Below are 22,801 nucleotides of genomic sequence, written 5' to 3' on the forward strand. Positions count from 1 at the left end.
TGCCGTACGGCCCGCAGGGACATGAGGTGTTCAGTCTTCGGTGCCATGCCGGCCCGTGTACCCCGATGTGCGCCGTCTATCGGCGGTTCGCCTACTTCTTCCGCTTGCCTATGCTGCGGTGGGGGTCGCTCGTTCGTGTCGGGCTCTGGTGTATCGCGTGCCTCATCTTGATGCAGCATGTACCGTTGGCAGAAATATGGGATACCTGCAGTCCTCCCGGAATCTTCCCTAAATTCTGATAGGAACGGCCGCAGATGACCGGTCACCACGAATCTACTGGACTCGGGTCCCGCGCTGAGCAGCGATTTTTTGCACCGGGTGACGCAGCACCAGACGACAGGCGCGAGCGCCCGGTTGAAGCGGTTCGCTCTCCTGGCGGCCCGGGGTGTGCGCGCGGCGGAGGTGGACGACCTGGTGGCCGCAGTGGAGGCCGAGGCGGTCGCCGGGGCACAGAGCGAGGTGGTCGAACGGGACGGGATGGTGCCGGCTTCGCGGAGCGAGGTGTTCGCGGAAGGTTTGGGACGAGGGCGTGATGGCCGTGGGTGCGGCGTGGCGGCCGGTCGTCTGAGGCCGGTGAACTGACCGTAGCTGTCGCGGATGTGAGGCAGTGTGGGCGGGCGGAGCTGGTACTCCTTGAGGCGTTCGTCCGGGAGACCGTGCTGCCGCGTACTCACCCGAGCACCACGGAGCGGCGGCGGGTGCTGGAGGCGCTGGGTGAGGCGGGCGATCTGTGCACCGCGCGGACGGTGGAGCTCTCCGCCGGGGACGTCATCTTTTGCACGCGCGAGGCCGGGCACTACGACGCGGACGACAAGCCGTCCTTCGGGGACGGGAAGCTGGGCGGTTGGCACGTGGCGAACCGTCTATCTGGGACGACTCATCCGCATATTGGCACCCGGGCGTAGCCGTCTGAGGAACCGCCGGAATATCCAGCAAGGGGAGGCAAGGAATGTCTGCAATTCCGCTCAAGGAACATCAGGTCGATCAGAAGGCGAGTTTCCGTAAGTGGGTGGGATTCCCTGCAAGGTCATCTGTGCCCCCTCAGGGGGCCCGAGCCACGGGGGTGTCCGCGACCGGGACAGGGAAGACGATCACCGCTGCCGCCTGTGCCTTGGAGTGCTTCCCGGGCGGGCGGATCCTCGTCATGGTGCCCACCCTGGATCTGATCGTGCAGACAGCTCAGTCCTGGCGCCGGGTCGGGCACCGCGCGCCTATGGTCGCGGTCTGCTCGGTGGACAAGGACGAGGTCCTGGAGCAGCTCGGGGTGCGCACCACGACCAATCCGATCCAGCTCGCTCTGTGGGCAGGAGCGGGGCCGGTGGTCGTGTTCGCCACGTACGCCTCCCTGGTCGACCGGGAGGACCCCGCCGACGTCACTGGGCGGCGGACGGTGCGGGGGCCGTTGGAGGCGGCTCTGGCGGGCGGGGAGGGGCTGTACGGGCAGCGGATGGCCCCGTTCGACCTGGCCATTGTGGATGAGGGGCACATGACTGCGGGGGACATGGGGCGGCCGTGGGCGGCGATCCACGACAACAGCCGGATCCCTGTCGACTTCCGGCTCTACCTGACCGCGACTCCGCGGATCCTCGCCGCGCCTAAGCCGCAGCGGGGCCGGGACGGGCGGGAGGTGGTGATCGCGTCGATGGAGGATGACTCCAGCACCTACGGCACCCGGATTTTCGATCTTGGGCTGGCGGAGGCGGTGGAGCGGTCGGTCCTTGCGGGGTTCGAGATCGACGTGCTGGAGATCCGCGACCCGGACCCGATCCTGGGTCTGTCGGAGGACGCGCTGCGTGGCCGGCGCATGGCCCTGCTCCAGGCGGCGCTGCTGGAGCATGCGGCGCAGCAGAATTTGCACACCACGATGGTGTTCCACCAGCGGGTGGAGGAGGCGGCCGCGTTCGCCGAGCAGATGTCGCGCACGGCCGCTGAGCTGTATACCGCCGAGGCCTCCGCGGCGGCGCTGGCCGGCGCCGAGGAACTGCCCGCGTCCTCGATCGATGCTGAGCTGTACGAGCTCGAGCCGGGCCGCCACGTGCCGCCGGGCCGAGTGTGGGCGGACTGGCTGTGCGGGGACCACCCCATCGCCCACCGGCGTGCGGTGATCCACCGGTTCGCCAACGGCATCAATGCTGAAAACCGGCGCGTGCACCGGGCGTTTCTCTCCTCCGTACGGGCGCTCGGGGTCGGGGTCGACATCACCGGACTACGCGGCGTCGAGGCCGTGTGCATCGTCGGCTCGCGCAGCTCACAGGTCGACATCGTCCAGAACATCGGACGCGCCCTGCGCCCCAACTCCGACGGCACGACCAAGACCGCACGGATCATCATCCCCGTCTTCCTCCAGCCCGGCGAGGACCCGAAGGACATGCTCGCCTCGGCCAGCTACCAGCCCCTGGTCGACATCCTCCAAGCCCTGCGCTCGCACTCGGAACGCATGGTCGACCAGCTCGCCTCCCGCGCCCTGACACACGGTACCGAGCGGCGGCGTATCCACGTCCGGCCCGCCCCCGCAGCGGGAACTGACGGCGGTGACGGTGCGGAGACCAGCCAGGCGCAGCAGGAGGCCGACCGGGTCACCTCGGTCGTGGTCAACTTCGCCTCCCCCCGCGACGCCGCCGACATCGCCGCCCTCACCCGCTGCCGCGTCATCCGCCCCCAGTCCCTGGTCTGGCTCGAGGGCTACCAGGCCCTGATCCGCTGGCGTACCGAGAACGAGATTGCCGGCCTGTATACCGTGCCGTATGACGTCGAGACCGAGGTCGGGACGACGAAGACGTTCCCGCTTGGGCGATGGGTGCATCAGCAGCGAAAAGCGCTGCGCGCCGGAGAACTCGACCCCCACCGCAAACAGCTCCTCGACGAAGCCGGGATGGTCTGGGAACCCGGCGACGAAGCATGGGAAACCAAACTCGCCGCACTCCGCTCCTACCACCGGGCCACCGGACACCTCGCACCCCGACAAGACGCCGTCTGGGGCGAAGGCGAGGGAGACGGGGAACAGCTGGCCATCGGACAGCACATGGCCAACCTCCGCCGCAAAGACGGCCTCGGCAAAGACCCAGAACGGGCCGCCTCACGCGGGGAGCAGCTGGGGGAGATCGACCCGGACTGGAACTGCCCCTGGCCCCTCGACTGGCAACGCCCCTACAAGGTGCTTGCGGACCTGGCCGACACCGAAGCCGACGGCGTGCTGCCCGACATCGCACCCGGCATCGTCTTCGAGGGTGACGACATCGGACGATGGCTCCAGCAGCAACGCAAGCCAGGCACCTGGAAGCAGCTCTCAGCCGAGCAGCAAGAACGACTGTCCAGGCTGGGCGTGAAGCCCGTCGAACGGCCCGCTACAGCCCCGGCGGCCAAGGGTGGTGCCGGGAAGGCGTCGGGGAAAGCAGCAGCGGCCTTCCAGAGAGGCGTAGCCGCCCTCGCACAGTGGGTCGAACGGGAAGGCGCGGACCGGCCCGTACCCCGGAAGGCGGTGGAGGTCCTGCCCGATGGGACCGAGACCAAGCTCGGCATCTGGTACAGCAACACCAAATCGAGGCGGGACAGGCTCACCGCGGAGCAGCTCGAGGCACTCCGGGAGCTGGGTATGGAGTGGGCATAGCGCTGTGTCCGTCTGAACGTTGGATGATCCGGCTGCACCGACGGATACGCCGGAGAGGATCGGCGGATTCGGAAGGGCCATCAGTCCTATGGAGAAGGTCACCGCTCTCTTCGTCCGGCATCTGCAGGCCCGGCCGCTGCTGGCACCGCCCGCGCCCATCATCGGCTGGAGTCCCGCCCGGCCGGAGGGGGTGCGACCGCTCCGGTGCTGCGTTCCGGGGCACGGCATCTGTGCACGCACGCCGCGAGCCTTCCTCACTCGACGTGACCGTAGTTGCCAAAGCCCTCGTTCCTTGAGCGAAAGATGCACTTTGAGGGTGCGAGGCGCCTTGTCAAATCTCCCTGGGGTAAGGGGAGATGTCGTCTAGCGTCTGTTCTGGGGGGGGGAGAGACGGAGGCAGTGTTGATGAGCGGGGGCGGCGGAAAGCGGAGCCGTCTTTCATCCAAGACGGTTCTCGCCGTGTGGGTGCGCAGTGGAGGCAGGTGCATGCTGTGCAATGCGTATCTGCTGGAGGGGGCGATGTCGGCACGGACGCTGCCTTTGGGGGAGGTCGCGCACATCGTCGGGCAGAGCACTGATCCGCGCTCGCCGCGGGGCGGGGATCCGTTGGAGAAGGAGCTGCGAGACGAGGCGGACAACCTGATGCTGCTGTGTGCCCAGCAGCATATGGAGATCGATGCGAAGGCCGCGCTGGACGTCTTCACGGTCGAGTGGCTGCGCCGTGTGAAGCAGGAGCACGAGGACCGTGTCAGGCACCTGACCGCGCTAGGGCCGGAGAGGGCCACCACGGTGGTGCGGATGGTGGGGTCGGTGCACGGAAATGCGGTGGAGCTTTCGCGGGAGACCGCTGCGGACGCTGTGACGGCGGGCCGCCGTTTTCCTTTGTACTTGGAGTCCTACACCCGGCACGGTGTGGAGATAGATCTGCGGCATACTCCCGGCGAGCAGGCAGCCGCTGCCTGGGACGCGGAATCTGCCGCCGAGGCCAGCCGTCACTACTACCGGCAGGCGACCGAGGTCATCGGTGACGTGGTCCGCAACCGGCTGCGGCCGGGGATAGAGCGGGAATCCGTGCAGCACGTGAGCGTGTTTGGGTTTGCGCGTCTGCCGTTGCTGGTCTATCTCGGGTCGCTCTTGGACGACACCGTGCCGACGGAGATCTACCAACGTCACCGGCACGAGCAGTCCTGGGTGTGGCCTGCCGAGAGCAGCCCGGTCACCGAGTTCGCCGCGCATCCGGTTCAGGCCGGGCCGGACGGGGACGAGGCTGTCGTCGTGGTGAACGTCTCGGGGGTCATCGCCCCCTATGAGGTTCCGCGGGAGCTTTCAGCGCTGCGCCGCTACGAGGTCAGCCCGGTGGGCGCGCAGGCCGGTCCGGACATACTGCGGTGCCGGGAGTCACTGCGGCAGCTGGAGGCAACGCTGCGGATGTTTCTCGCGCGGCTGGAAAGGGTGGCGAAGTCGCTGCGCCGCATGCATGTCCTGCCTGCCGTTCCCCTCTCCGCGGCTGTCGCCCTGGGCCGTGCTCACCATCCGCAGGTGCACCCGCAGCTGGTGCTCTACGAGCGTCTGGCGGGCAGCTACGTACCCACTTTGGAGGTGGGGCAGGTTCCCGGCTGACCTGCGTACGGCGGCCCGCCGTACGGCGCCTTCTCCTCAGGGGCTTGGCGGTGTGTGGCCGCGGCGGGCTGTGCGGGTTTCTGCCGGAGCTGCGCTGGGGGTGTGGCCCGGGTAAGCGGCTTGTTGCCGACGCCCGGCGGCCCTGCCTGGGAATGCAGGGCCGCCGGCATCGACGCGGGGATTGCTCCTTACGCGGTTGCGTGAGGGATGAAGCGGTGTGCCGGGGCTGCCCCGGTGTGGGGCTGGGCGCACAGGTGGGTTCCTGATACGGGGTGGCACATCTGGGTGCCCAGCAGGGTGACCAGGGTGGCGGTGGTTGCCATCAGGTCGGCGGCGGAGCCGTGGAAGGTGGGAGTGGAGCAGCCTCTTGTGGGGCGCAGTTCGTCGCCCGAGACCGGTTCGGCCCACAGTGCGTGGTACGCCTCAAGGCTCGGGTCGTTAAGGACGTGGCCGCCGGCAGTGTGATCGATGGTGGACAGGGGGGTCGGGGTGCCGGGGGCGGCGATAGTGAGGATTCCCAGGCTAGCGGTGAGGCTGTCCGTGGCGAGCTGAGCCAGGACGGCTTTGCGGTGGGGCTGCTGGGCGAGGAGGTCGAGGAAGCGTTCGGCGGTGATGCTGACGGTGGCGTCGATGATGAGGTCGGCGGGAGACGGGTTCTCGTACGACGAGGGTGGGAGCGCCCGGGGTGTGGTGCAGGACACCGCCGACGGGGTGGTAGAGCGCGGTGGCGGGATCGAACGTGCCGGCTGCGGCGTCGGAGAGCCACTGCCACAGGCGGTTGATGACGGGGGCGATTCCGGCGACGGGATCCCATTCGCGAGCCGGGTCGAGATAGAGGCACAGTCGATCACCCTGCAGGACGTGGGGAGTGCCGGCGAACCGGATGTGGGAGGTGCGCACCTGGGGCGGAATCATCGGGGTGACGGGCAGAGTGAGGAGGAAGTCCTCACTCTCCTTGAGCTGCAGTCCTCCTGAAGCGTGCGGCATGCTGCCGGTGCAGACGCTGATGGGCACGGTGACCAGACCGTCGGCGTCGGTATGGGCGCGGCCGGTGATACGCAGGTCCGGCTCGTGCGCGGCTGCCAGCGTGGTGAGCTGGTCCAAGAGGCGGCGCTGGCAGCGGCTGGGGCGGGCCGCGGGCGGCTTGTACTTGCTCATCCGGCACGCCCGGTGCGGGAGGTTGTGGTGACCAGCAACGGGGAGGCGAACTTGGCCGCCGTGGGGGTGAGGGAGGCAGTGGCACGCGGCTGGTCAGGGAAAGCGTCGCCGAACAGCTTGCGCCACAGCCGCACGCTCCGGTCGTAGTCCGGCTCGTCGTAGGCTTCGCGGACCTCGCGGGCGTGGGTGTGGATGCGGGCCCGGAAGTAGCTGTAGGTCGTCTGGTCCCAGCGGTGGTCGAAGGTGACGCCCGATCCGGAGGGGTCGGCAATGGAGGGCTTGTAGGAGCGCTCCTGCAGCCAGCGGTCGAGGTCCTCGACGATGGTGAGCAAGGTGGTGGGCACGTCGCTGTAGCAGCCGGGGTCCGTGAGCGGCTTGATCTCCTCGACGCGCTCGCCGAGCAGGGTGGTGAGGATGATGGAGCGGGTACCGGTGAAGGATCCGCGGTGGTTGCGCAGGTACTTCATCAGGCGGATGACCTTGCGCAGGTTGCTGTTGGCGATGCCGTCCTTCTTCTGCATCCAGGCGGTGAACCCGGCCGGGTTGGTCTGCTCCCACGTGTTGGCGTCACGGTTGACGATCACCTCGCGGCCGTCGGCCAGCTGAAGGTAGGGGACGATGTCGACGTGCATGGAGTTGGCGTAGCTGAGCTGCACACAACGGCACTTGCGGGTGTGGGGCATGGTGCCGTAGATGCTGTGTCGGTGGATCGCGGCGTAGACCTTGTCGATGTAGGTCTTGGGGCTGTCGGCCCACTCGGTGTTCTCGGTGAGGTGGAGCATGAAGTCGGCGTCGAACTCGCTGTCGCCGACCGGGTTGATGATGGTGCGCTGCGCCCAGGAGCCCTGGGGCTTCTTGCCGCGGATGAGTGGGCCGAGTTCGGGGTCGGCCTTAAGGGCCTTGTAGATGGCCTCGACGCGTACGTCGAGGAGGGTGAGCTTGGCCTGGCTGAGGTTCACGGTGTTCTTGAGGAAGGTGTCGAAGTTCTTGCGGCACTGCATGGTGAGGGTTCCTTTCTGCGGCGAGCTGGCTGAGGGCTCAGGGTGACGAAATGGGTGTGGGGGCATGCCGGCGGGAGACGTGACGGCATAGGGCACGAAGGGACCGGGAAGGCACGTGGGCTTGCCCGTGAGGGGGCGCACGGCTGCGGACATGGGTGTGCTTGCGAGTTCCTGGTGTGGGCTCGCGGAGGGGGCCGGCCATGGCACTGGGCAGAGGGTCGGCCGATGCGCGGCATCAGCGGATGGCCTTGGGTGACGGCTGGCCATCGAGGGGAGCCGGTGCGGTCCGGTTGACGATGCCGGCCATCATGGCCAGGCACGCGCACTCGGTACCGCCCGGGGGTGGACTGTGCCGTCGGCCTCACGCCGAGCAGGGGCCACCCGTTATGCACAGAGACCGGTCACTCTCTGCGGTAACAAGTGCACCACACACAGCGACACTGATGCAAGACACTTTTTGAAGGTCAGTTTGGCTGACGTCTCTTCAGTGTGGTTGAGACGGAGACGGGTTCGGCTCCTCTCCCGTCGGCCCTTCGGGCGGCCGGGGCGGGAGGGGTAAAGAGGGCGCGGGCCCGGAGGGCGCACAGCAGGGCGGCGCCCGGGGGTGCGCGGCGGAAGCGGGGCCGGGCCGGCAACCCGGCCCGGTGGCGTCAGTGCGCGGGGCCGGAGACGATGCCGAGGTTCATCAGGCGGTAGGTCATGGCCATCTCGCTCAGCTGAAAACGCTTGGCCAGGACCCGCACCAGGTCGTCCGTCGTGCGGAAGCTGATGTGCTGCGCCGCCCGGCGGACCATGTCCTCAGGAGCCAGCAGCGCCGCGGCGAACCGGTTGGCGTCGATCTCCTCGCGGTCTGTGGCCATACTCGAGACCGTGTTGCGGTAGTTCACTCGGGCATCGGTGTCCAGGATCAGTGGGCGTCCTTCGTGCAGGCGCAGGTGCCCCAGTTCGTGTGCCGTCGTGAAGCGGCGTCGTTCGAAGGAGTGCGCCTGGTTGACGCCGATGACGCAGGCGCCGTCTTTACGCAGGAGCATGCCGGAGACGTCGTCGTCCATGCGCTGCGGGACGACTAGGACGCCGAGGTGCTCAGCCAGGGCGAAGGGATCGACCGGTGGTGCATCGATCCGGAATTCCCGCAGCAGCCCGCGGGCCGCCAGGTCAGCCTTCGCCACCGGCACTCCTGCTCTTCGAGGCCTGCGCCCACACCGCGGCAACATCGGCGGCATGACGCGCGGCAAGACCGGAGGCTTCGTCCAGGTGGAGCGAGGGAAGCAGGTCGGTGGGTTCCGCGTTGACCGCTGCGGCGATCAGGGCAAGCCGGTAAAGAGGCGGGGACTGGGTTCCGGACTCGATGTTCGTGATCGAACCGCGCGTCAGCCCCGCTCGTCGCGCTACGTACTCCTGTGTCACCCCGGCACGCATCCGCGCCTCACGGATCAGCCGGGCAACGGTCTCGTTGAACTCCCGCTCGTCCACATATCCCCCAAGCGCTGCCAGTCTCACTGACAACCTAGTTCCCTGCTCTGCACCCGACCAGCCCTGGGCCGTGACACGCTCGGGTTGCGGCCTCGTCGATCTCAGCGTGAGGACAGCCTGGGATGGCGGGTGTCTCGCCGCGGGGCTGGGACGTGGGGCGTCCGGCGCACCGTGGAGCCCACCGGTGAGAGGGAGGTCAGAAGCGCACCTTCATAGGGGCAAGGGGACGAGTTTCGGTGACGTCCCCAGACCCGTCAGAAGGCGGACCTTGGGCACGGGCTTGTTCGCCGTGCGGCGCCCTAGTACCTCGGTTCTTACGGCTTCCACGGTCGTTTCTGCCCAATGGCTGTGGGCAGTGGCCAGGATCAAGCCGGCTGCTCCGGTCAGGGCACACCCCCGAAGAAGCTTGCCTGCCTCCCGTTGCCGTTCTCTCTGCGTATTGCCGAGCGAGTCGTTGCTCTTGGCTTCTCCCAGCCACAGTTCCTGGTCGGTGGCGAGTGCGAAGTCCATCTCGACACAAGGGTTGCCGTCCATGAGGAGCTCGAACTCCTCGCCAACCAGCGCCTGACGCGCCCAGTACTCACTACGGAGGAATCGTGTCGCCAGAAGGGGTACGTCCCCATCGTTCTTGACGAGTTCCAGTACTGCCGGATGCAGGTCGTAGAACCAGCGGGGCTCTGGTGCTACGGGTCTCCAGCGGTCACCTGTCAGCTGGTTGGTCCCACCGCAGCGTCGGCACAGATAGCTCTGGCTGATCTCCGACAGGGGATAGAACTCGAGGATTGGGCAGTGGCCGCAGCCCAGGATCAGCCCTCGGCGCAGTACGCCCTGGGACGTCCACTGATCCACCTGCTCTCGCCGCGCCTCAGGCTCCCATCCGTTGTCATCGAGGGCAGCGATCGCCTCCCAGGACAGAACCGTTGCCGACTTGAGCTTCCACCAGCTTCCTGCCGGGCAGCCTCCAGGGGCGACCGCAGGCATGAACATGCGCAGCAGCGCCCACCCCGGGCTGGCAGCAAGCTCTTCCAGCGCCGTCCTGGAACCGAGGAGGCGTTCGGTGATGGCCGCCCGCTTTCCGGCGGGACTCGGACGGACGTCTGCGCCTTGGGCGGATGCGGCGACCTTCAGGATGCTCCTGATACCCGGCCAAGACAGCCGTGGGGAGGCAAGGGAACCCGCCAGGGAAGCCCCGCTGGGGACAAAGTCGAAACGGTGGGACCAGTAGGTGACTCCCCCGTCCGCAGCTCGTACAAAGGTCTCCCACGGGTTCTGCCCAGTGGCAATCACGGCGTGCGAACCCAGTACAGGAAGCGGCGGCACCGGGTGACTGGGGGCGGTAAGGGTGACCTGCCAGCGGTGCCTGTCGGGATCCAGACCGTTCGGGACTTCCGCAGCCAACGAGAGAGATGCCTGAAGGGTGCCATCAGGTTCCCTGGTGACGGGCAGGGAACGCGGTTGGTCCCAGCTGTCCTTCAGGACCACCATTAACGGGTGGTCGATGTCGATGGCGTCAGGGTGCACCACGTCGAAGGGATGTTCTTCCTCCTTTGGTTGAATCGACCTGACGGGGCGCTTCTGCCACTTCTCCTCGATCTGCTGTCGAGTCTCGTCGAGGGTCAGCGACGCGCTCGTCACCAGCAGGCGATTACGAGGCGAGAACAACCACATGTCGTGCAGGCCAGGGTCAGCCCACGGAATCCATGTCACCACGCCACGGATCTGGCGCAGCACTTCAGAAAGGGCAAAGTCTTCCGGCCGGTCCCCCAGGACGACAACGGGTTCCCGTCGTTGGAACGCTCTTGAGACCGAGACGCAGAGTGCCGCCTCATGCGAGCGGATAGGGCAACAATCCTCAAGTGCATCTGCATGTAGTTGCTAGAGCAGAGGCGACTCATTGCCGCGGGCGGCGGCCTCCTGCCATTGACTGGCCCCAATCTGGCCTTCCACTTCGGATTCACCGACACCCACGTGCATCGCATAGGCGAGGGACTCCACCGTCGTCACCAGACGCCTCGGGATACCGACGGCCGTTGCCTTCGTGACCGCAGACAGTGGTGTGAGGTCGCGCACGTCATCGGCGTCGAACAGGTAGCTGCTCTGTACGTGCTCGTCGCGCCTGTTCGTACCACACAGTTCACGGAGCTTGTCGGCCGCTGCCTCGGCCGCTTGAACGATGGGCGCGTTCCACGGTTCCTTACGCAGCATCTCCTCGAACTGCTCACCAGCAACCTCGCCGCCGGCCCTGGCAGTTCGAACAGCCATCAGCCTATCGATGGTGCCCGGCCGCACCCCGTCGGCCGTGGCCCACGAGGGCAAGTAAGCGAGGACGTGATCAGGATTGAAGCGCGCCAAGCAACGCTCCACAGCCGGGTTCGCGACGGCGACAGACGGGATGACCACGCTTCCGCTACAGCCCCACACCGTGGAGAGCCGTGCCAGACCCGCCGCAGTCCACGCAACCCACTCCTCATCATCGTGGGGTGCCACCAGGACAACCCTGGGGGGCCTGGCCGCGTAGGACAGGGGCAGGAAGGCGAAAGGCTGCTCAGACACTCGCCCAGTGTCTCTCATGCGAAGCCTGCTGATCCGGGCGGATCACCGCCCAGGATTCCACCCTACAGACGAGAGTTCATTGGATCTGCTGGGCAGTGCGTCTGCGGGAGAGGGACGGCTGCGGCAGTGTGGTCTCCCGCTATTCGGTCTTGTTGCCATGCAAGAGTCTGGCAGGCCCGTCATCAGAGGCGCGCCACATCGGGCGGCGTGGCCTGTTGGCCTGTGACCTCGCGCACGAGGACCTCTGCCGACACCGCCAGCAGAGCTGGCTTGCGCCGCGGTTCCACTACGTGTCGAGACCTGCTCCGGCCTTCCAGTCGCGTGGTGTGCCTCGTATGAACGGGCCACCCAGTCCGGTTGTCCTTCACCTGTTCATACTCTCGGTGCGCAGACATCGCAGCCAGGTGGTGAGAAGGGGGCCGGCGAGGGCGATTGCGCCGCCGATCATGACGGCGATGAACGGTGGGATGGACCCGCCGGGAGACGCTTGACCCGCCCGCACCGGGCCCAAACCGAACAAGCTCTTCCGCCTGATCATCAACGTGATCGGCCCGCACTCCGACCTGGCTCCGAAGAACGAGTGAGTGCAACTCGCTCTCCACCACTCCGCTGACAGGCCTGCGGTACGAATCGCGCACGCTGCGAATACTGCCTATCCACCAGTGGAAAGGCGGCGTGGAAGCGGCGGAGTACGGGGGGGTGGGCCCGGGGCCCGGTCGACGGCGTCGACTACGACCAGGACGCCACCGAGCGGCTGGAGCCTCCGCCACAGTCGGTGGCCGCCAGGCGCTCGGGGAGCGTCGGCCTACGGGGTGGGTACTGGCGAAGGTGCGCGAGGGGCCGGGCCCGGCGCAGCGTAGGCCTGGCCGGCAGCCTGCGGAACCGTTCACGAAAGTAGGGCGGCTTTCGCGTCGCACAGGGATGGTTCGTCAGGCGCGAGAGGTCGGCACTGCCAGAGGCGTTGCGGCAGGTCGGTCCCCAGGGATACTTCTCATGCATGGTGATGCGATCACGGCGCTTGGAAGATCTGTTCGGGGCCCGGCTGGATGCCGTGAGCTACCAGGACGTCGAGACCCTGGTGGGGAACCCCGAAGCCGCCGAAGCCGAGGATCTCGACTACAAGCGGGCTCACTACGGATCCGATGACAAGGGCAAGGAGGAGCTGGCCAAGGACGTCGCCGCACTGGCCAACCACCGAGGCGGGGTCCTCGTCATCGGCATGGCGGAAACGAAGGGCGTGCCGAGCCGAGTCTTCGACGTTGACCTAATGAACTCCTTCACGCCTACGGCATCCCGGAGACGGGCCTGATCATCATGCACGGAGATCTCCGCACCGAGGGCTTCACCGACCGCAACCGAGGAGCCGTAGCCGCCTGGGCGCGGCAGTGCGACCTCTTGGAGGCAACGTGACGGCCCTACGGCGGGCAGCTGCAAGCTCTGTCGCACCGGTCCTGCTGGTCTCCGTCGGCGACTGCGCTGTGGATCCGGCCGTCCTCGTCCTGCCAGACACATTCGACGAGTCCCTCGGTCGGGAGGGTGCCGAGGACCGCGCCGGTGTCGGAGGACATGTCCGGCCACACGGCCAGCCGGGCACGGGGAGCGAGCCCGGCGCTAACCGTCTCGATGGTGTCTGTCGCAGGTGAGGCGGTGCCATCGTGAGGCGCCTTCGACGTATATCTCTTCCAGAAGTCCGGCACGTCCGGCGACACACGGCCCCCCTCGCCGGGGCGGCTCGGGCGGGGCGCTGGCGGTCCTCGATGCGGTCGTGAAGCCGGCTTGACGATCTATAGGACCTTCAACGGGGAACCAAGGGCCGCAAGTCGCCGCAGGAGGCGACAGCCGACCAGGGCGTCCACGAAGCAGGCGCCGGGAAGAGCGAGCGTCCCTTCGTCCCCGCCGGCCCTATGGTCGCGAATCCGGGAATCCGCCCGCCGGGCTGCACGAGCAGCACGGCCTCAGCGTCCTCTGGGTCAAGTGGTGCTTGCTGCCAGGGCGGCCGCGGTCAACCGGCGAAGGTCCGGTGTGCCCCCCTTCAGGGCCCTGACGTGGGAGCCGTCGATCGCGGCATCGTCCATCTCGAGCAATCCGGTCTTACGGAGTTGCGCCAAGAGGAACTCGTGCAGGCGCGCGCGGGCCACCCAGGACAGTTACCCGGACGGCGGTTTCACCCGATATGACGCCGTTTTAGGCTGCCGGGACACGGGACGGATGCAGTCCGTTCCGACAGCCCCGGATCGGGAGGCTCCATGCGCGGCCGGACAACTCGTCGTCGGAGCAGGACCAGGGGCGCGCTCCTCGCGCTCGTTCTCCTCTGCGCCGGGGCCGCCCCGCTGACCGGCTGCTCCTCCGGGTCGGAGGGGGAGGACCGGACCCCCGAGACCGGCGTCGTCTCGGACGCGACCAACACCACCGACGCCACGGCGACCGCCGGGACGACGGGGGGAGGCGACCAGGACGAGGACGCCCAGGAGCGGCGGAGGCGGGAGAAGGACAGCGGGAACTTCAGCCGCGCGGGCCGACTCTCCGACGCGTTCGGTGGCTTCTTTCCGGAGCACTACGAGAAGTTCGTGGTGAATCCGTCGTCCGAACCCTACGTGGGCACGGTCTCGGTCGTGGACTGCTCTCCGGACGGGAAGCGCCAACCCATGTCCCCATCGAGCCGGACCGTCACCGTCCCGCCGAAGACGGAGGGGAAGACCTTCGGGGTGCCCTTCAAATTCCCCCGGAAACAGGGAAACGTGACCTCCAACAAGCCGCGCATCATCTGCGTGACCCTTAGGGACGAGGGTGGGGTCAGGGGCCAGGACAAGGACCCGCTCTCCGTTCAACTGAACCCCACCAGCGAGACCACCGGCGAAGTGACCGGGGAGACGACCACCGGCGAAACGACCGGCGAAACGACCACCGGCGAAACGACCGGCGAAACGACCACCGGCGAAACGACCGGCGAAACGACCACCGGCGAAACGACCGGCGAGACGACCACCGGGGAGACGACCACCGGCGAAACGACCGGCGAAACGACCACCGAGGAGACCACGGGCGAGACCACCGGGGAAACCACCGACGGGGGCACCGGTGAGTCCGGCGGGGTCGGCTGAGCCGCCCGAGCGAAGGGGGCCGTATGGCCGAAGGGAACCGGAGGAACGACGGGGCCCCACGGCCGACGGGCCCCTCACAGCCGAGGGGGATTCCGACAGCGACGGGCGCCCCTGGAGCAACTGGGCCATCACGCTCGCCACGCTGCTCGCCCCGACCACCTTCATCGGCGCCCTGCTGCTGTACTTCGGCTTCGCCTACACCGACGCCCTCTACGCGCACTTCGGCGTCGACGCAGCGACCCTCGGCTTCTCCACCCAGGACTACGCGCTGCGCAGCGCGGGCGCCCTCTACGTACCCGCCGGCGCCGCGCTCACCATCGCGCTGGTCGCCGTCCTGGTCTACTACGCGGCACGCGCGCTGGGAGCCAGGAACGGCCGCCTGCCGCCCGGCGGCCGGTTCGCGCCGTACCTGCTCTCGGTCTGCGGCCTGGTCCTCTTCACGCTCGGCATGCTCGGCGGGCTCGGCGCGTGGGACGCCGGGGCGATGGACACCCCACTGCTGCTCGGCAGCGGACTGGTGCTGGTCGTGTACGGCAGGGCCCTGTTCTTCAAGCTGAACGGCGCCGACTACCCGGTGGCGCGCGAGCGGCTGGCGCTCGCGCTCGTCGCCGCGCTGGTCGGCCTGTCGTCCTTCTGGGCGGTCCACGCGTACGCGAAGCAGCACGGCGACGACGACGCCCGGTATCTGGCGCGCAATCTGTGGCTGCGCCCGGCGGTGACCGTCGACACGGCGGAGCGGCTCCACTTCCCGCCCCGGCAGGCACGTGAGACCGTCCTGCCCGTCGCCGACCACCCGCAGCGGTTCCGGTACCGGTACGAGGGCCTGCGCCTCCTCGCGGAGGTGAACGGCCGGATGTTCCTCATCTCCGAGAACTGGTCCGAGACGGGCGGCAGCGTGCTCGTGATCCCGGCGGGCAACACGGTCCGCGTCGCCTTCCGCGCGGACTGAGGCGTCCGGGTGGCTCCGGGCGTGTCGCTGCCGTGATGCGCTCACGACGGGTGCACCGTGGGAGCAAGAAGCCCGTCATCGCGGAGAAACCTTCCTGCGGCCACGGGCGGTGGTGGGGCGGGTAGGACTCGAACGCAACGCCCCCTGGTCCGAGCAGAAGTCCCGGGTGTTCGCTGATGTCACGGGCCGGACGCTCCAGCGGATCGAGTCGCTGCCGCCGTAGATGCGGGACGCCTCGCGGTAGGAGCTGGCCGCGGTCGTCGAGCTCGCGCGGCCGCTCGTACACCCTGCCGCGCTTACGGCGATGCAGCGCTCGCTCGGGCCACTGTGACAGCTGACGACGGCGCCACCCGCAGTCCTGGCGGCCGCCGCGAGGAGCCGTTCCACGACTGGGGCCAGAGGAACAGTGGTCGGCGGGCCGCGCCACGAGAGCGCACCGCGACCGACCGGAACCGATCCGCAGCTCCGCCAGGGCTTGGGCCGCTGAAGCCTTCGTCCCCCGCGAGCCCGGTGAGCCAGCGCGGAGCGTGACGTCGAGCCGTCATACCCGCGGGTCGGCTCGATTCTGTGACGGCTGCGCGTCACGCCTGGCGCCTCGCGCGACGGGCTGCGCGTCGGCGCCACGCTCTCGACGAGAGCCGTCCCGCCGGATTTCTCCGTGCTGGCGGGACGGCTCCGTGTACGGCCAGGCGCCCTCGTCAGCGACGCGGAACCGCGTCGCTCGGGCGCAGCTCCTCCAGGACCTCGTCCAAGGTGTCGAGCGTGACGACGGCGGCTGCCATGCGGGCCTGGTCCTCCTCGTCCAGCACCACCTTGGAAACGAGCCGGTACACCCGCCTCGCCTCCTCCCGCGCCTCCTCGACCTCCGTGAGCGTCTTGCCCTCCACCGATCGGCGGGCCTGCCGCGCGAGCATGGCCTTCTGCACCGGGGTGAGGGCGTCGGGGACCTCGACCGTGGGGATTTCGATCAGATCGGCGCCAGATGCCTGCCGCCACCGGTCCAGCTCCTGCTCGTGGGAGCCGGTCGCGGTGGCGGCCCCCACCGACTCGGCCTCCTCTGGCTTCGGCTCCATGTCCAGCCGCTGAGTGAGGGTCAGCGGCCACACCGGTCCCCCGGTTCTCGGACACCCGAGTTCGGTTAGTCCCACGTGGGTTAGTGGGCCCCGGTGGAGCGGGTAGCGTTCCGGTGGGGAAGCGGGGACGACACCGGGGGGAGACCGCGATGGCCCATGAGAGCGCAGCCGACCGGCGGGTGCGGACGAAGGACGCGCTGGCTCGCGTGTGTGCTGAGCTGGAGGACCGGCGGGCGCTGCTGCGTGAGACCGGCGGGGAAGCCGTACTCGACCGGCTCCTGACCGCTGTAAGGGCTGGAGGCGATGTCGAGCGGGAACTGGACGAGCTCCACGACACGCTGCTGCGGTGCGGTGATGCGGCGGGCGTGTACGGGGACGGCCTGCGCGCGCCGGGGGCCCGTCCGGACGTCCTGCCGGCGGCGGACCCCGTCGACGTCGTGTTCCTCTGCCCGGCGGGCCGCTGCTCGCGCCTGTGGTGGCCGGACGACACCGGGGAGGAGCCGCCGATCTGCTCGCTCTCCGGGGAAGCACTGCGCTGGGCGAGGGTCTGACGTGGGCGGGCTGCTGGCCGAGATCGGCAAGCGCCTGGCCGAGCGCTGGGTGTCCATACTGGTCCTGCCTGGAGCCCTCTACCTGGCGGTACTCGCTGCGGGACGGGTCCTCGGGCACGGGCACGCGCTCGACGTGGCACGGCTGGTCCGATACGTCGATGCCCTGGCCGCGTCGCCGCGCGCGGGTTCGGTTGGCAGTCTGGCCGTGGTGCTGGTCGCCGGGCTGCTAGGCGCGGCGGCCGCGGGCGTGGTCGCCCAGGCACTCGGCTCCGGTGTCGAACGGGTCTGGGTTGCGGTCGATTGCGACGCCTGGCCCGCCCCACTGCGCTGGCTAGCTCGCCAACGGGTGGCCGCGCGCGCTGCCCGCTGGGACGAACTGGCCCGGCGGCGCAGAGTCGATGTCGAACGGCACGCGCGGCAACGGGCCCTCGAATCCCAGGCGTCCACCACCACCTCGCCACCCACCGCCCCTGCCGACATCCCGTCGCTGACGGACCAGCAACGCCGCATTGCGCGCATCGCCCTCGAACGGCCAACCTGCCCCACGTGGATGGGCGACCGCGTCGCCGGTGTGGCGGTCCGCCTGCGCCGCGAGTACGACCTCGATCCCGCCACCGTCTGGCCGCACCTGCGGCTGTGCCTGCCCGACACGACACGCGCTGAGCTCACCGAGGCCCGCAGCGAACTGGGCCGTACGACAACCCTCACCGGCTGGGGCGTGCTGTACGTGGGCGTGGGCGTCGTGTGGTGGCCCGGGCTGGTCGCCGCGGCGGTCCTCGTCCTCACAGGCTGGCGGCGTACCCGAGCCGCGACGGACCTCTACGCCCAGGTCTTGGAGGCGGCGACGAGGCTGCACGCCGTCGAACTCGCCCGGCTGCACGGCCTGGTGCGGGGTGAGGAGCCGCGGCGGCTGGACCGGCGCATCGGCCGCGAACTCACCTTCTTGCTCCAGGGGCAGGGGCACCTGATCTCGTTGACAGCCCCGCGGAGCGAGCCCGTCCCGGGCCGGACGGGCGAGACACCGGCACTGTGATGCCCCCGGGCGACGCCCAGGCAGCGTGCCGGCGCCTCCTGTCTGTCCGGTCGCGCTACCTGCCGGAGTGGAGGTGGGCCGCCCACAGGGAGGGCGTCGCCGGATAGCGGTCCCGTACCGCCCGTACGGCGTGGTGCAGCGCAACGGCGGCGCGATCCGGGCCCGGACCGGGGTCGGCGGGGCACGTGGGGGCACCGGGGAACAGATGCCGGTAGAAGGACTCGGCGATCTCGGCGGCCATCTGGTCGTCGACCGACCACAACGTCCCCACCACGTGCGGGAAACCGGCGACTCGCAGCGCGCTGGTGAGGTGAATGGCCTCCTCCAGCAGGTCGGGCCCGCCGGGAGTCGCGGTGCTGCAGGCGGAGAGGTAGGCCAGCCGCGCATGGTCGAGGTCGGCTGACGCGAGAGCGGACACCGTCAGCGGCGCGGTGTCGTGGTCGTGGAGGAACAGCCGGCTGCGCGAGGGATCCGTGTGGTCGGTGGCGCCGTGGCACGCGAAGTGGACGATGGCGCATTCCGGGAGGCGGGCCAGGACGGCGGCCGTGGTGGGGACGTCACCGCCCGGTGCCGGACGGGGCCTCTCGTCGTGGGGCTCAGGGGCGGTGAGGTCGATCGGGCGCGGCAGCAGGGCCCGTACGCGGCGCGCCTCCTCCGCCACGTGCGGCAGCGGGGGGAGGCCTGGGGCATCGGAAACGGCGACGACCAGGGACCGGACCTCGCCGGCGGCCGTCGGCCGGGGCCGCCGGGCATGGTGCAGCATGCGGACGGTGGGGGTGTAGGAGGAGACCACCCGGTCCATGACGGTGCGGCGGCGCGCGCCCGGACCGGTCCCGGTGGCCGTGTCCGTGTGGAAGCCCGCGGCGTGCAGGGGCAGGAGGCCCAGGAGCCCGCCTGGTGCCCACCACACCCGTGGCAGCTCGTCCTCGTTGTGCGCGGGTGGGAGGGCGTGCCCCAAGGCTTCGAGGGCGGTGAGGACCGGTTCGGCCGCCGCCTCCCACAGCCATTCCAGTACTCCGCGGAGCGTCTTTTGCGCAGCCACGCGGTCGCGGTCCGGTGCCGTGGCGTCCTCCAAGGCCCGGTAGAAGCTCTCGGCCTGGTGCAAGACGGCTTCCAGGGTGAGCCGAGGCAGCGAGCACGAGGAGACGCCGTCCGGAGTGAGGAGCAGCGCGTCGCTGCGATGAGAACTGACCGCAAACGTCACCACGGGGCCGTGCGCGGCCTCGGCCAGGAGCTCATCGAGGCGGGGCGGCAGCCCGAACCCGGCGAACCCGTCGCAGGCACGGATGCGCTCCAGCACCCGCGACAACTCCTCCGCCAGCCGGTGCCGTTCACCACTGTGCCATGCGCCATCTCCGCCGCCCTCCGCAGGGCCACCGCCGGTCGACGGCACCGGCTCAGCGTCCCGGTCCAGCGCCTCGCGCAGACCCACGAATTGGGCGGCGAGGTCTGGGTGCCGCTTCCGCAGGGCCGTCAGATCATCCCGAGTGTCCAATGCCTGCGACAGGAGCACCGCCCGCCCGCCCTCGACCAGGCGCAGCGCCCTCACGGCCCGGTCCGGTGCGGCGACGCTCGTGTCGGCCAGGGCGAGGGCGGCCGCGTCGACGGCCAGACCGGCGGCGAGGGTACCGAGCGCGTGCTGCCGGTCGCCCCGACCCAGGCGGCGTGGCACCACCTCGGGGAGCGTCATAACGGCCTTCTCCAACAGCGCAGCGGAGCCGGACGGATCGGAGGCGGCGGTCAGTTGCGCCACCAGGCGGGCCGTGGTGACGCGAATGCTCGGGGGTGCCGTCGCGTGTTCGGCCACCTGTCGCAGCTCGGCGAGCGCCCGCTCTCGATCCCGCGCGCTGTTGGAGAACTTCGACCGCTGGAGCAGGGCGCCACCGAGATGGGCCCGGTACACCGTCCCGTGGAGGTGGCCGTCGCGCGTACCGTCCAGGGCGGCTCCAAGGGCCGCCACCGCCTCGTCGAAGTCGTCGGCCGCCGGGGTGTGCTCGGCCCGCACCAACAGGATGCGCGCGAGGATGGATAGGTACAGAGCGTGATCGGCGGCAGGGTAGTAGGCGGGGAGGCTCCGCACGGCGGCGCGGCTCAGTTCGACGGCTTCGTCGAGGTCGGCCTGTACCGACGTGTGCTCGAAACGCATCAGCAGGATGGCCGCCAACGTCGAGAGGTCCGGGGCCACGTGCGGCCACCCCTTCGGGACACATTGGAGGGCGGCACGACCGGTCTCCACCGCCTCGTCGAGGTCCGCCAAGATGCCGGTGCGTTCGTACCGCATCGCCAAGCAGCTACCGAGCGTGGTCAGGTGGGAGGACAGGTTGGGATGGTCGGGGGCGATGCGAAGGGCGGTGCGGGCGGTCCTGACAGCCTCGTCCGCGTCTGTCAGTGCTCTGGTGTTCTCATATCGCACCTTCAGGGCGCGGCTCAGCTGGATCAGGCTGTTTGCTCGGCCGGGCGCATCGTCGGCGGCGGCTTCGACGGCGTCCCGCAGGGCGTCCACCGCCTCGTCCAGGTCCGCCAGCACCCCCATGTGGTTGAAGCGCGCATGGAGGACAAGACCGAGGTTGTTCAACGAGTTGGCCAGCAGGGGCGGATAGGGCGCGGCGGCCTGCACGGCTGTACGCGCCGTCTCCACCGCCTCGTCCGCGTCCGACGCCGCGAGGGTGAGGCCGTACTTCAGCAGCAGCGCGATGCTGAAGTGGGAAAGGCACAGCGCGCGTTCAGGATCTGCCTCGGGGAGGCAGACGAGGATGCGCCGGTAGAGGGTTTCCGCCAGCTGTTGCCCCGCCGGGTCCATGGTGTCCCGTGCGCGCTCCAGCGTGCTCGCCGCGAACGGGAGCACCGCCCCGGCGAGCGGGGCGAGCAAGGACCGCGGTATCTCGCCCGTTTCTCGGGTCCCCTTGATGAAGCACCAGGCGAAAAGCCGGATGGCCAGTTCGCGGTTGGCCGCAGCCTGCTCCGGGGGAAGGGACTGCGCACGGTGGAAGTGCAGCCACCCCAACGCGTACTCCACCTCCAGATCAGCCCCGCTGCCCGCGTCACATACGGTCGCGAGACTCCGTGACAACACCATCGCAGCCGGGTCCAGCACCGCGGACCCGTCACCCGTAGCGGTGACGCGGTCCACCCGCTCCCTGACCGCAGCAAGCATGTCCTCACGCTCCCCCATTGCACCCTCCCCCTGCCGTCAAGCCCCTGCGGCCGTCGATGCTTCGATGATGGCCCCGCCGCCCCGCCGCTGTCGCTCGACTTCGGACGTTTGGCCGCGGACAGCGTCACCGGCGACGGCCCGCCGGCCGGCGGCACGAGGCCACGGGCTGGGCCGCGGCGGGCCGGGCACTGTGTACGGGGCGGGGCGAAGCGGCAGGACGGTGAATCCGAAGCCGAAGGGCGGAGGGCGTGTGCGGTAGCCGAAGCCGTGCAGAACGATGCCGAGCGCGGTGTGCATCGCGGTGCGGACGGTCTCGCAGCAGGTGACGGCCTCCTCTTCCACACAGCTCCCGGCGGGTCTCAGCCTCCTTCTTCACCCAGAGGAGGGCGTTGTGCCGGGCGGCGTCCAGCTGGTGCTGGAGCTGCGGGCTCACCCCGGCCCGCTCGGTGATCTCGCGGCGCACCTCTTCCGCCAGGTCGGTGGACTTGGTCCGGTGCGCAGCTTCGTCTGGGCAGGCAGCGTGGACCATCCGGGGCCGCGGACCTGGCTCGCCGAGATCGTCTCGGGCGCTCCCGGATCGGGCGCGTCGGCGAATCTGTCCCGTGCCGGGGGAACCAGGGAGCGGACGACGGGGACGGCCGACTCCCCCTGCGGTACACGGGCCGGCCGTGGCTGGTGCCCGGCGACGCGCACGCTCAGCGGCGTGTGGAGGACATCGGTTTCTCCCAGGACTTCGAGCGGGCCGCCGACCAGTACCCCGACATGTGTGCCCGAGGCCCGCCGGTATCCGGCGGGCGCACCACCGTGTCAGGCCGCGGTCAGCGGGTTGGCCGCTTCAGCGCCGGCGGTACTCGGCGGTGACGCGCTGAGTTTCCTCGAGCTGGTCGTCGAGGACGATGATGCGGCAGGCGGCCTCGATGGGCGTGCCCTGGTCGACGAGTTCGCGGGCCCGAGCAGCGATGCGCAGCTGGTAGCGGCAGTAGCGGCGGTGGCCGCCCTCGGAGCGCAGCGGGGTGATGAGGCGGGCGTCCCCGAGGGCGCGGAGGAAGCTCGGTGTGGTGCCGGGCATGTCGGCGGCCCGGCCCATGGTGTAGGCGGGGTAGTCGTCGTCGAGACGGCGGTGCGAGTCGTCTGCTGTCATCGCACCTCTCTGTGGAACGCGTGGAGGGGCCCTGGTGCCGTACGGCACCAGGGCCCCGAAGGAACTACACCATCTGCCGGCCCTGATACTGCGCCGGCCTTCTGTGTCCGCCCACCCGACCTGACTGCTGTCGGGGATGCGGGGATCGCGGTTGCTTGACCGGAGACCACCTCACTATCGATGTCCTGCGGTACCCGGGCCCAAGATGTCCGCCCGGGCGATCCCGATGGCGCTTCGTTCCTCCGTTCTTCCCTCGATGATCAACTGCTTACCGAAAGGGGGACTCGTACTGCTGGAACTGCGGGTGTTGCGAACTGCTCAGTGGCCTGTGACAGCGCCACTCTTCGGCAGCCAGCCCCGTCGCCCGCCAGGCGTCTGCTCTGGCTT

18 protein-coding genes and 2 pseudogenes are annotated in these 22,801 nt (G+C 69.3%); 8 read left to right on the top strand and 12 right to left on the bottom strand.

Annotation, left to right across the window (positions count from 1 at the left end; translation table 11 throughout):
- Positions 1-656 precede the first annotated feature (656 nt).
- The 3 genes from IE136_RS34655 (at position 657) to IE136_RS34665 (ending at position 5,227) form a co-directional block, all read left to right on the top strand.
- The gene (locus IE136_RS34655; RefSeq protein ID WP_189602502.1) at positions 657-905 is read left to right on the top strand and encodes a hypothetical protein; all 249 of its coding nucleotides are present in this window, start codon (positions 657-659) and stop codon (positions 903-905) included.
- A gap of 44 nt (positions 906-949) precedes the next feature.
- Positions 950-3,607: a DEAD/DEAH box helicase gene (locus IE136_RS34660; protein ID WP_189602503.1), complete on the top strand. Its 2,658-nt coding sequence runs from the start codon at positions 950-952 to the stop codon at positions 3,605-3,607.
- Between the two features lie 486 nt (positions 3,608-4,093).
- The gene (locus IE136_RS34665) at positions 4,094-5,227 is read left to right on the top strand and encodes an SAVED domain-containing protein (protein WP_229819497.1); all 1,134 of its coding nucleotides are present in this window, start codon (positions 4,094-4,096) and stop codon (positions 5,225-5,227) included.
- A gap of 188 nt (positions 5,228-5,415) precedes the next feature.
- Here IE136_RS34665 and IE136_RS36305 read toward each other — a convergent pair whose 3' ends face one another.
- From IE136_RS36305 to IE136_RS34695, 7 genes and pseudogenes are all read right to left on the bottom strand, one after another.
- Entirely contained in the window at positions 5,416-5,928 is a 513-nt protein-coding gene (locus IE136_RS36305; RefSeq protein WP_229819501.1) for a hypothetical protein, read from the bottom strand.
- Positions 5,929-5,992: 64 nt separating this feature from the next.
- A pseudogene (locus IE136_RS36655) lies at positions 5,993-6,385 on the bottom strand (ThiF family adenylyltransferase); the annotation flags it as partial.
- Positions 6,382-7,386, bottom strand: coding sequence for an SMODS domain-containing nucleotidyltransferase (locus tag IE136_RS34675; protein WP_189602504.1), 1,005 nt, complete (start codon positions 7,384-7,386; stop codon positions 6,382-6,384). The pseudogene IE136_RS36655 and the gene IE136_RS34675, both read right to left, overlap by 4 nt.
- Before the next feature lie 650 nt (positions 7,387-8,036).
- Complete coding sequence (locus IE136_RS34680) at positions 8,037-8,561, bottom strand: ImmA/IrrE family metallo-endopeptidase (protein WP_229819499.1); 525 nt, start codon at positions 8,559-8,561, stop codon at positions 8,037-8,039.
- Positions 8,542-8,859: a helix-turn-helix transcriptional regulator gene (locus tag IE136_RS34685; protein ID WP_189602505.1), complete on the bottom strand. Its 318-nt coding sequence runs from the start codon at positions 8,857-8,859 to the stop codon at positions 8,542-8,544. The genes IE136_RS34680 and IE136_RS34685 overlap by 20 nt, the downstream gene beginning before the upstream one ends.
- Positions 8,860-9,069: 210 nt before the next feature.
- On the bottom strand, positions 9,070-10,590 hold the full coding sequence (locus IE136_RS34690; RefSeq protein WP_189602506.1) for a hypothetical protein: 1,521 nt from the start codon (positions 10,588-10,590) through the stop codon (positions 9,070-9,072).
- 144 nt (positions 10,591-10,734) lie between these two features.
- Entirely contained in the window at positions 10,735-11,412 is a 678-nt protein-coding gene (locus IE136_RS34695) for a hypothetical protein (RefSeq protein ID WP_189602507.1), read from the bottom strand.
- A gap of 1,018 nt (positions 11,413-12,430) precedes the next feature.
- On the opposite strand from IE136_RS34695, the gene IE136_RS34700 reads away from it, so the two are divergent.
- On the top strand, positions 12,431-12,721 hold the full coding sequence (locus IE136_RS34700; protein ID WP_189602508.1) for an AlbA family DNA-binding domain-containing protein: 291 nt from the start codon (positions 12,431-12,433) through the stop codon (positions 12,719-12,721).
- Between the two features lie 106 nt (positions 12,722-12,827).
- Here IE136_RS34700 and IE136_RS34705 read toward each other — a convergent pair whose 3' ends face one another.
- Both IE136_RS34705 and IE136_RS34710 read right to left on the bottom strand, forming a co-directional pair.
- On the bottom strand, positions 12,828-12,980 hold the full coding sequence (locus IE136_RS34705; protein ID WP_189602509.1) for a hypothetical protein: 153 nt from the start codon (positions 12,978-12,980) through the stop codon (positions 12,828-12,830).
- Between the two features lie 403 nt (positions 12,981-13,383).
- Positions 13,384-13,535 (bottom strand): annotated as a pseudogene (locus IE136_RS34710) (IS5/IS1182 family transposase); the annotation flags it as partial.
- Positions 13,536-13,658: 123 nt separating this feature from the next.
- Here IE136_RS34710 and IE136_RS34715 point away from each other — a divergent pair.
- Together IE136_RS34715 and IE136_RS34720 are read left to right on the top strand one after the other, a co-directional pair.
- Entirely contained in the window at positions 13,659-14,513 is an 855-nt protein-coding gene (locus tag IE136_RS34715; protein ID WP_189602510.1) for a hypothetical protein, read from the top strand.
- Positions 14,491-15,462 (top strand): hypothetical protein, encoded by a 972-nt coding sequence (locus IE136_RS34720; RefSeq protein ID WP_189602511.1) that lies wholly within the window; start codon positions 14,491-14,493, stop codon positions 15,460-15,462. Before IE136_RS34715 ends, IE136_RS34720 begins: the two co-directional genes overlap by 23 nt.
- Before the next feature lie 698 nt (positions 15,463-16,160).
- On the opposite strand, the gene IE136_RS34725 is transcribed toward IE136_RS34720, so the two are convergent.
- Entirely contained in the window at positions 16,161-16,535 is a 375-nt protein-coding gene (locus IE136_RS34725) for a hypothetical protein (RefSeq protein ID WP_189602512.1), read from the bottom strand.
- A gap of 149 nt (positions 16,536-16,684) precedes the next feature.
- On the opposite strand from IE136_RS34725, the gene IE136_RS34730 reads away from it, so the two are divergent.
- Together IE136_RS34730 and IE136_RS34735 are read left to right on the top strand one after the other, a co-directional pair.
- Positions 16,685-17,086, top strand: a complete 402-nt coding sequence (locus tag IE136_RS34730; RefSeq protein ID WP_189602513.1) for a hypothetical protein — start codon at positions 16,685-16,687, stop codon at positions 17,084-17,086.
- A 1-nt stretch (position 17,087) separates the two neighbouring features.
- On the top strand, positions 17,088-18,119 hold the full coding sequence (locus IE136_RS34735) for a hypothetical protein (protein WP_189602514.1): 1,032 nt from the start codon (positions 17,088-17,090) through the stop codon (positions 18,117-18,119).
- 55 nt (positions 18,120-18,174) lie between these two features.
- On the opposite strand, the gene IE136_RS34740 is transcribed toward IE136_RS34735, so the two are convergent.
- Positions 18,175-21,291 (bottom strand): CHAT domain-containing protein, encoded by a 3,117-nt coding sequence (locus tag IE136_RS34740; RefSeq protein ID WP_189602515.1) that lies wholly within the window; start codon positions 21,289-21,291, stop codon positions 18,175-18,177.
- A gap of 817 nt (positions 21,292-22,108) precedes the next feature.
- A complete protein-coding gene (locus tag IE136_RS34745) occupies positions 22,109-22,414 on the bottom strand; it encodes a MerR family transcriptional regulator (protein WP_189602516.1) in 306 nt (101 codons plus the stop codon).
- Positions 22,415-22,801 lie beyond the last annotated feature (387 nt).

The organism is Streptomyces lateritius, assembly GCF_014649715.1.
Classification (GTDB): domain Bacteria; phylum Actinomycetota; class Actinomycetes; order Streptomycetales; family Streptomycetaceae; genus Streptomyces; species Streptomyces lateritius.

Excerpts from the sequence above, each read along its gene's own strand:
- IE136_RS34660 (WP_189602503.1), top strand. The coding sequence starts at position 950 with ATGTCTGCAATTCCGCTCAAGGAACATCAGGTCGATCAGAAGGCGAGT.
- IE136_RS34665 (WP_229819497.1), top strand. The coding sequence starts at position 4,094 with ATGCTGTGCAATGCGTATCTGCTGGAGGGGGCGATGTCGGCACGGACG.
- IE136_RS34675 (WP_189602504.1), bottom strand. The coding sequence starts at position 7,386 with ATGCAGTGCCGCAAGAACTTCGACACCTTCCTCAAGAACACCGTGAAC.
- IE136_RS34705 (WP_189602509.1), bottom strand. The coding sequence starts at position 12,980 with ATGTCCTCCGACACCGGCGCGGTCCTCGGCACCCTCCCGACCGAGGGA.
- IE136_RS34715 (WP_189602510.1), top strand. The coding sequence starts at position 13,659 with ATGCGCGGCCGGACAACTCGTCGTCGGAGCAGGACCAGGGGCGCGCTC.
- IE136_RS34725 (WP_189602512.1), bottom strand. The coding sequence starts at position 16,535 with ATGGAGCCGAAGCCAGAGGAGGCCGAGTCGGTGGGGGCCGCCACCGCG.
- IE136_RS34730 (WP_189602513.1), top strand. The coding sequence starts at position 16,685 with ATGGCCCATGAGAGCGCAGCCGACCGGCGGGTGCGGACGAAGGACGCG.
- IE136_RS34740 (WP_189602515.1), bottom strand. The coding sequence starts at position 21,291 with ATGGGGGAGCGTGAGGACATGCTTGCTGCGGTCAGGGAGCGGGTGGAC.
- IE136_RS34745 (WP_189602516.1), bottom strand. The coding sequence starts at position 22,414 with ATGACAGCAGACGACTCGCACCGCCGTCTCGACGACGACTACCCCGCC.